This is a genomic window from Arsukibacterium sp., from assembly GCF_033721375.1.
Lineage (GTDB): Bacteria > Pseudomonadota > Gammaproteobacteria > Enterobacterales > Alteromonadaceae > Alishewanella.
Genome location: NZ_JAWWAP010000008.1, coordinates 270,476 through 278,329, shown reverse-complemented (window position 1 = coordinate 278,329; position 7,854 = coordinate 270,476). Strand labels below are relative to the sequence as shown.

The following is a 7,854-nucleotide window of genomic DNA, read 5'->3' as shown; positions in this document are numbered from 1 at the left end:
TGCCAAATAGCGCTGTATCTTGCCGCTGAATAGCAGGTGGTGGCAATTAGCTTTAATTTATCCATGTAAAATAGTCAGTAGGGGAGTGTCATTGGCGAAATGTTGCTCGAAGAAGTATCAATGAACCTGACCCTATCGATCTTTGACCCTATCGATCTTGACCCTATCGATCCTGGCCCTATCGATCCTGAAATGTTGTCTGATAAGCTGCTGAGTGCCAATAGGAGCTAGAATGAGTCTAGTGTTTTAGGGGAAGTCCAAGGCCTTTCGGGCATGGCTCCAGTTGCCAGAGGATTTAATATGACGGATATCTATATGCAGGCGGCTATCGCTCAGGCCAGAAAAAGTTTGGCTGAGGGCGGTATTCCTATCGGTTCGGTGCTGGTTATCGATGGCAAGATTGTTGGCGCTGGCCATAATCAGCGGGTGCAGAAGGGCAGTTGTGTATTGCATGCTGAAATGGATTGCCTGGAAAACGCCGGTCGCTTAACTGCCGCCGATTACCGCCGAGCCACGCTCTACTCTACTTTATCGCCCTGCGATATGTGCAGCGGCACCGTTTTGCTTTACGGCATTCCAAAGGTGGTGATTGGTGAGAACCAGACTTTTCAGGGGCCGGAAGCCTATGTGCAAAGCCGGGGCGTTACGCTGGAGAACCAGCATAATGCCGAGTGCATTCAGCTGATGCAGGATTTTATTGCCGCTAAACCCCAGTTGTGGTTTGAAGATATTGGCGAGTAACCGGGTATCTGCTTTGCTACCGCTAACAACATTGGCTGAGGAATATGAACACATTATCTAAACAAATTACCTTGTGGTTAACTGCTGTTGTTATGGTTGCGGCCTGCAGCAGTGCAATTAGCAACCCCAATAGCAACTCTAATAGCAACCAGGCAGCCGCCGACCCTGAGCCTCAGTTGTTGCGGCTGGATTATCAGAGCAGCATCGACAATGCCAGACGCCAGTATTTTGTTTATTTACCGGCGGGTTATCAGCAAAACAGTACCAAAAAATGGCCGGTTATGCTGTTTTTGCACGGCAATGGTGAGCGGGGCAATGGCCTGGATGAGCTGGATTACACCTTAATTCACGGACCTTTGTATGAAGCCTGGGTGCAAAAGCGTGACTTGCCATTTATTATCGTTGTGCCGCAACTGCATATGTTTCAGATGGGCAACGTATCTTATATTGCCAACCGCTCGCCGGCCGATATCCCGCAGCGCTTAACAGAAGGCGTGCCGCCGCGCCCGGCGATGTTTCCCTCCAGCCAACCAATAGCACCGGCAGAGCCGGTAGCAGATATGAGTAAGGTGCCTGCATTATTGCCTGATGGCTGGGAGCGGGCAGAGCAGGATTTGCTGGCGATGCTGCAAACCGTGCAGACAACTTACAAAACCGATGCCAGCCGTTTGTATTTAACCGGCATTAGCTATGGCGGTTTTGGCTGCTGGTATATGGCCAGCAAGCACCCGCAATTGTTTGCTGCGGTGGCGCCGGTAGTCGGCTGGGGCCATCCGGATTTAATGCCGCCTATTGCCGAGGCTAACATTCCACTATGGGTATTTGCGGCCGGGCGTGATGCTGCGGTCAATAAAAACTACTTTTACCCGGGTATTGAAACCTTGCGGCAGTTGGGCCACGATAATTTTCGTTTTAGCATGTTAGAGCAAGCGGGGCATGATGCCTGGCGCCAGATATACGCCGGCGACGATCTGTATAACTGGCTGCTGCAACACACATTGCCCAAGCAGTAAAAGAAAGGAAAAAAGAATGTGGTTACAAAAAGAGCTGACATTAAAAGCGCAAACCCGGGGTTTTCATTTAATTACCGACGAGCTGCTGCGGCAGTTACCTGAGCTTAGCAAGCTGTCGGTCGGTATTTGTCATTTTTTTATTAAACACAGTTCTGCCTCAATAACTATTAACGAAAACGCCGACCCGACTGTGCGTCAGGACTTCGAGCAGTTTTTTAACCGGGCCGTGCCGGAAAACGAGCCTTATTACACCCATACTTATGAAGGTAGTGACGATTTGCCCGCCCATCTGAAAAGCAGCCTGCTTGGCAGCAGTGTCACCATTCCAATCACCGGCGGTAGGCTGGATCTGGGGACCTGGCAGGGAATTTACCTGGGCGAACACCGCAACCGTGCTGGCAGCCGAAAGGTGGTGGTTACCCTACAGGGGGAATAGGCTGGTTGTGATCAGGATTTCGGTTTTCTTCAGTTCAGCCAGGCGTTTGCATAACAACAACCTTTTGCTCAGTCACGCTGATAATTTAATCGCCCCATACTTTGTTCACCTCGATTGGTAAGTAGACATCGGTGCGCCACTGTGCAACAGGTGTGCTTTCCAGATCATCAATATATTACGTACAATAACACCCTAGACGAACTTAGGCTTAACACTGGTAAATAGAAAGTTGTTGATAACCAGTGTTTCTCGGGTTAGTTTCCGGTGATTCAATTATTTTTCATAAGCGATCTGCTTGCGCGCCTTGCAGACAAAGTACCTTCTATTAAATTGGCAGATTTCAGATGCGAGAGTTACTTAATTTAGATCATATAAAAAGGACGCTATGAAAAAATTAAATGCCCGTATTGTCTTTGTATCTATATATTTTTTATCAATACTATATTCTGTTGCTGGTGCCGATTAAGTAGATGATTTTTTGTTGAAAAAGATGCAGGATGAAAAAATTCCTGGCTTACAAATCGCTGTTGTAAAAAATAACAAAATAATCAAAACAGAAAACTATGGTATCGCAAATTTACAAGATAATATTGCGGTTACCGACAAGACTGTTTTTACCATTAATTCGATAACCAAGTCTTTTATCGGGGTTGCCATTATGCAACTTGTCGAAAAAGGTAAATTGGCACTATCAGATAAAGCTTCTTCTTATGTGACCGACTTGCCTGATACTTGGCAAAACATCACCATTAAACAGTTGCTTACTCATACTTCCGGATTACCTGAAATTGAGTTAGGAACATCTCTTATTGCCCCTGAAGGTGCAGAAGCTTCCTGGAGTTTGGTTAAAACTTTACCTTTGGCTGCAAAAGCCAATACTCAATTCCAGTATACTTCTACAAATTATGTGCTACTAGGGAAAATAATCACCCAGGTAAGTGGCAACAGCTTCACCGATTTTATTACTGAAAATCAACTTATAAAAGTAGGAATGAGGCGAACTGAGGCAGCTGGCTTCGCTCACTTTCAAGGCGTCATTCCTCATCAGGCGAGAGGCTATACGTATTATTTTGGAAATGAATTAACTACGATTCAATATGAATTACCTCCTTTTCTTCGAGCTGCTGCAGGCATGAGTTCGAATGCAAAAGAAATAGCACAGTGGGTAATTGCTTTACAGAAAGGAGAATTGTTAAGTGAACCTTCGAGCCTGAAAGTTTTGTGGTCACCCGCTGTACTCGAAAGTGGGAAAACGGCAGGCTTTGACCGGCTGTTAAATGGCTACGCACTTGGCTGGCAGGTTATTGACAGGGCTGAACACCCGGCAATTGCCGCTGTTGGTGGCGATCGATCTGCATTGGTTATATACCCACAAGATAATCTGTCCATTGTTGTTATTACGAATTTGATGGGAGCAAACCCGCAATCTTTCATTGATGAAATTGCTGAATTCTATATTGCAGATATGGAGGCTATTAATGGTATTGCTGTTACCGAAAGTACGTTGAAAAATTATGTTGGACATTATACGTTTTCTAACTTTTCTATTGATGTAATGTTAAAAGATGGCAGGCTATCTTTTCTTGCTTCAGGAGAGGGGCAAGAGCCGTTTATCCTTTATGCAAAATCAGATACTCATTTCTTTGCAAAAGTTGTCGATTTACAAGTGAGTTTTAAACATAATGATAATGGTTCTGCACCATCACTTATCATACATCAAGGTGATGAAAATTACCTTGGCACCAGAGCGCGTTAATGTATCTGGCTAATACGGTGTTAAAAGAAACGTCTATAACATGCCATTTATCGACTTTAAAATTGTCTAATGACGGCCTGCCATTTTTACTACGTCATCCAGTTGATGGCTTACCAGCAGAAATTACAAGTTTCCAAGCATAAATTTACATTTTAGTGCTTTATCGACGATTAACTATACTCAAAAATACCGTAAAACGATTAAACACAGATTCAAACACTTGGCTAAACACCAAAGACTCATCGGAGCCAGGCATTAATGCCTGGCTCCGATGAAGAATGAGTTACTGACAACTGCCGCAGCACATCTGGCGGTCATCACCGCGAGTTGTAACTTCAGGCTGGACAAACAGAATTTGATTTTCCAGTAAAATATGCTGCATTAAGTCTTCTTTTAGCTCCTGCAACGCCAGATACAGTGCTGTCCAGGTATTGCAGGCATCGGCCGGTAACGTAATATTATTGGTCAGTTTATCCAGGGTTTCCAGGGCATCCCCATGTTGCAGGTGCTCTTCTTCCATTACGCTAATCGGCCCGGCAGGATATATGCCCCCGGCGAGCATTGGAAATAAAATCTGCTCTTCTTTTACCATATGGCTTTCCAGCTCCTGATACATGTCCTCCAGGTGTTGGGTCAGCCCGGTCGGGCAATTCGGATCGTCAGCATGAACATGTTCAACCCGTCTGGCCAGACGGATAACTTCGGGCAGTTGCAACCGGTGGCGTTGATGAAAACGCTGCAGAATATACTCAATAAGTTGCCGTACCGGTTTACTGCGCCAGTCGGTTATCTCGCCGTCTTGTTGTTGTAATTGCCTCAGCGCACTGAGGATCGGCGTTGCATCAAGCTCTTTTTGTGCAAGGGCTTCACGCAGGCTATGTTGGCCGCCACAACAAAAATCCAGTTTGTATTGGTGAAATACCGCGGTAGCACCGGCAATGGTAGTGGCTATCTGGCCTAAAGACTGGTCTAAAAATGATACATGGGTGAGTGACATACTAACTCCTGCATACTGAATAAAATGTGCCGCAGTAACGGGGCGACTTGTCGCTATTAACAACACTAAGATGGCAAGAGTCAGGCCAAAACTACCTCCTTTGATTTATATAGCTTTATTTTGCACTGTGGTAAATTGCACCCGGTTAATTGAGGGTAATATCTACCCAGGGGTAAAAAATACCATGCTGGAAGAAAGTCTAATTGCAGATTTGGTAACAGATTTACCTGCGGCCGTACGGTTGCAGCGCTTAGTGAGTACCCTGCGAAGCCACTTTTGCTGTGGCGCAGTCGGTCTGCTCAGACTGGAGCATGACGTGCTGAAACCGGTGGCGCTGCATGGTTTGGTGCGGGAAGCGCAGGGCAGGCGTTTCGTGGTAGCCCAACACCCCAGGCTGGCGGCAATTCTGGCCAGCCGCAATCCGGTCAGGTTTGAGCCGGAGTCTGAATTACCCGACCCATATGATGGTTTATTAGCAGAGCAACCCGGCCAGGCGCTTCCTGTACACGATTGTATGGGTATTGCGCTTTATGTTGAGGGACGCTGTTGGGGGGTTATTACCCTGGATGCGTTGCAGGCAGGCAGCTTTTCTCAGGCTGCGATTTACGAGCTGCAGCGCTACAGTTTGCTGGTAGAAGCCGCAGTACGGATGACGGAGCTGGAGCAAGCTAACCGGGCTTTGCGTCTCAATCATCAGGCCGATGAGCAGCAATATGAACCCGCCGCCAAACAACGCTATGAGCTGATTGGCCAGAGTAAAGTCTTGCGCCAAATTCTGCAGGAATTAACTGTGGTAGCAAGCTCTGATCTTCCGGTTTTGCTGCTGGGTGAAACCGGTGTGGGGAAGGAGCTGTTTGCCCGTCATTTGCACCGCAGTTCCGCCCGCGCCAACAAGCCGATGATTTATATTAACTGCGCGGCCCTGCCCGAAAGCCTGGCAGAAAGTGAACTGTTTGGTCATAACAAAGGCGCGTTCTCGGGGGCCCACAGTGAGCGGGCAGGCCGATTTGAGGCGGCAGACGGCGGAACCTTGTTTTTAGATGAAGTAGGCGAGCTGCCACTTTCAGTGCAAGCGAAATTGCTGCGGGTACTACAAGACGGTGAGATCCAACGCCTCGGTTCAGATAAAACCCGCCAGGTAAATGTACGGTTGGTGGCGGCAACGAACCGGGATTTAAAACAACAGGTTAAAAGTGGTGAATTTCGGGCCGATTTATACCATCGCTTATCGGTTTACCCGTTGCCAATTCCACCGCTGCGCGAACGGCCGGATGATATTCCGCTATTGGCAGGTCATTTTCTGGAGCTCAATCGCAGCCGGTTGGGGCTTCGGGCGCTCAGATTATCCGCTGACGCTGAACTTGCGTTATTAAGTTACGACTGGCCGGGAAATGTACGGGAACTGGAGCATGTAATAAGCCGGGCGGCGATTAAAGCATTAAGTCATGGCGCATCCCGCACTGACATTGTTACTCTGGAGGCGGCATTGCTTGATCTGGATACCGTGCCCTTAGCCATTGCACACAATGAAACAAATGAGGTGCTGCAATTAAGCGGTATCCCTTTAAAGCAAGCGGTCAACCAACTGCAACGACAAATGATTCAACAGGCAATAAGCCAGCACAATGGCAGCTGGTCGTTAGCTGCCCGTCAGCTGGAGCTTGATCCCAGCAACCTGCATAAGCTGGCACAAAGGTTGGGCCTTAAATGAATGGTAAAAGACATAATGTGGCACTATAGCCGGATGCTGTGCTGGCGGGCACTGGCCATTGTCAGCTTAGCGCTGGGGCTGTTAGGCATACCCTTGCCGGGCCTGCCGACGGTACCTTTTATTTTGCTTAGCGCCTGGTCGTCAGGTAAAGGCTGGCCAGCCCTGGAGCAGCGTTTGCTGGCACATCCGCAACTAGGCCCACCCATTCTGGCCTGGCGCCAGAATGGGGTGGTACCGCGTCGCGCCAAATACCTGGCCACGGGCATGATGCTGCTCAGTGTTGTGCTGTTACAATTATCTCAGGCTCCGCTGCTACTAAGGCTGCTGCTACCCTGTTTTTTGCTGCTGGTGGCAATTTGGCTATGGCGCCGTCCGGAACACGTTACTCAGGATAATAATTATGACAAAACCGACTAAGCCGCCAGCTCTAAGCGCCCAGCAGGCGATGCGATACAGCCGCCAGCTGATGCTGCCGGCAATGGATTTTCGTGGTCAGGAGGCATTGCTGGCAAGCTCGGTGTTGCTGGTCGGCATGGGCGGGCTTGGCTGTGCTGCTGCGCCTTATTTAGTCGCCAGCGGCATTGGCAGTATTACGCTGGTCGATGATGACACTATTGACCGCAGTAACCTGCAACGCCAGATTTTGTATCGCGAAGCCGATATCGGGCTTAGTAAGGTGCAACAGGCTGCGGCGGGTTTGCGCCAGTTAAATGCTGAAATTGATATTGAAGCGTTGCAGCAACGTTTAACTGCGGAGGATTTAGCTGAGCTGATACCGCAATTTTCACTGGTACTCGATTGCAGCGATAACCTCGTCACCCGCAATGCCATTAACGCCGCCTGTGTTAAGGCCAAAGTGCCGCTGGTATCAGGCGCGGCGATCCGCTTTGAAGGCCAGGTTGCCAGCTTCAGCATGCAAGGCGACACGGCTTGTTATCACTGCTTAAGCCAGTTATTTGGTGAGCAGCAATTAAGTTGTATGGAAGCCGGTATTTTGAGCCCGGTAGTGGGGGTTATTGGCACAATGCAGGCACTGGAGGCGGTAAAAATCCTGGCGGAAGTGGGCACGCCGCTGTATGGCAAGTTGCAGTTATTTGACGCTTTGACCAGCCAATGGCGCCAGTTTGGTATAAATAAAGACCCGGGCTGTTCGGTTTGTGGCTAATGGCTAGTGACTAGTGACTAGTGGTTAATGGCTTG

The 7,854-nt window shown here is 48.4% G+C and carries 8 protein-coding genes; 7 read left to right on the top strand and 1 reads right to left on the bottom strand.

Features of this window, described 5'->3' with window-relative positions; translation table 11 throughout:
- Positions 1–300 precede the first annotated feature (300 nt).
- The 4 genes from R3187_RS14460 to R3187_RS14445 all read left to right on the top strand — a co-directional run bounded on the left by R3187_RS14460 (position 301) and on the right by R3187_RS14445 (position 3,946).
- Positions 301–741 carry a nucleoside deaminase gene (locus tag R3187_RS14460; RefSeq protein WP_318967756.1) on the top strand — a complete coding sequence of 147 codons (441 nt, stop codon included), beginning with the start codon at positions 301–303 and terminating at the stop codon, positions 739–741.
- Between the two features lie 44 nt (positions 742–785).
- Positions 786–1,754, top strand: a complete 969-nt coding sequence (locus tag R3187_RS14455; RefSeq protein WP_318967755.1) for an alpha/beta hydrolase-fold protein — start codon at positions 786–788, stop codon at positions 1,752–1,754.
- Between the two features lie 16 nt (positions 1,755–1,770).
- Complete coding sequence (locus tag R3187_RS14450; protein WP_318967754.1) at positions 1,771–2,190, top strand: secondary thiamine-phosphate synthase enzyme YjbQ; 420 nt, start codon at positions 1,771–1,773, stop codon at positions 2,188–2,190.
- Positions 2,191–2,671: 481 nt separating this feature from the next.
- On the top strand, positions 2,672–3,946 hold the full coding sequence (locus R3187_RS14445) for a serine hydrolase (RefSeq protein WP_318967753.1): 1,275 nt from the start codon (positions 2,672–2,674) through the stop codon (positions 3,944–3,946).
- Positions 3,947–4,229: 283 nt separating this feature from the next.
- Here the strand turns inward: R3187_RS14445 and ytfE are convergent, their stop codons facing one another.
- Positions 4,230–4,943, bottom strand: coding sequence for an iron-sulfur cluster repair protein YtfE (ytfE, locus tag R3187_RS14440; RefSeq protein ID WP_318967752.1), 714 nt, complete (start codon positions 4,941–4,943; stop codon positions 4,230–4,232).
- A 184-nt stretch (positions 4,944–5,127) separates the two neighbouring features.
- On the opposite strand from ytfE, the gene norR reads away from it, so the two are divergent.
- From norR to R3187_RS14425, 3 genes are read left to right on the top strand one after another with little or no spacing between them, the layout of a single operon-like run.
- On the top strand, positions 5,128–6,654 hold the full coding sequence (gene norR, locus R3187_RS14435) for a nitric oxide reductase transcriptional regulator NorR (protein ID WP_318967751.1): 1,527 nt from the start codon (positions 5,128–5,130) through the stop codon (positions 6,652–6,654).
- Positions 6,655–7,071: a YbaN family protein gene (locus R3187_RS14430; RefSeq protein WP_318967750.1), complete on the top strand. Its 417-nt coding sequence runs from the start codon at positions 6,655–6,657 to the stop codon at positions 7,069–7,071. It begins immediately after the preceding gene.
- Entirely contained in the window at positions 7,055–7,819 is a 765-nt protein-coding gene (locus R3187_RS14425; RefSeq protein ID WP_318967749.1) for a molybdopterin-synthase adenylyltransferase MoeB, read from the top strand. The genes R3187_RS14430 and R3187_RS14425 overlap by 17 nt, the downstream gene beginning before the upstream one ends.
- The last annotated feature ends 35 nt before the right edge of the window (positions 7,820–7,854 follow it).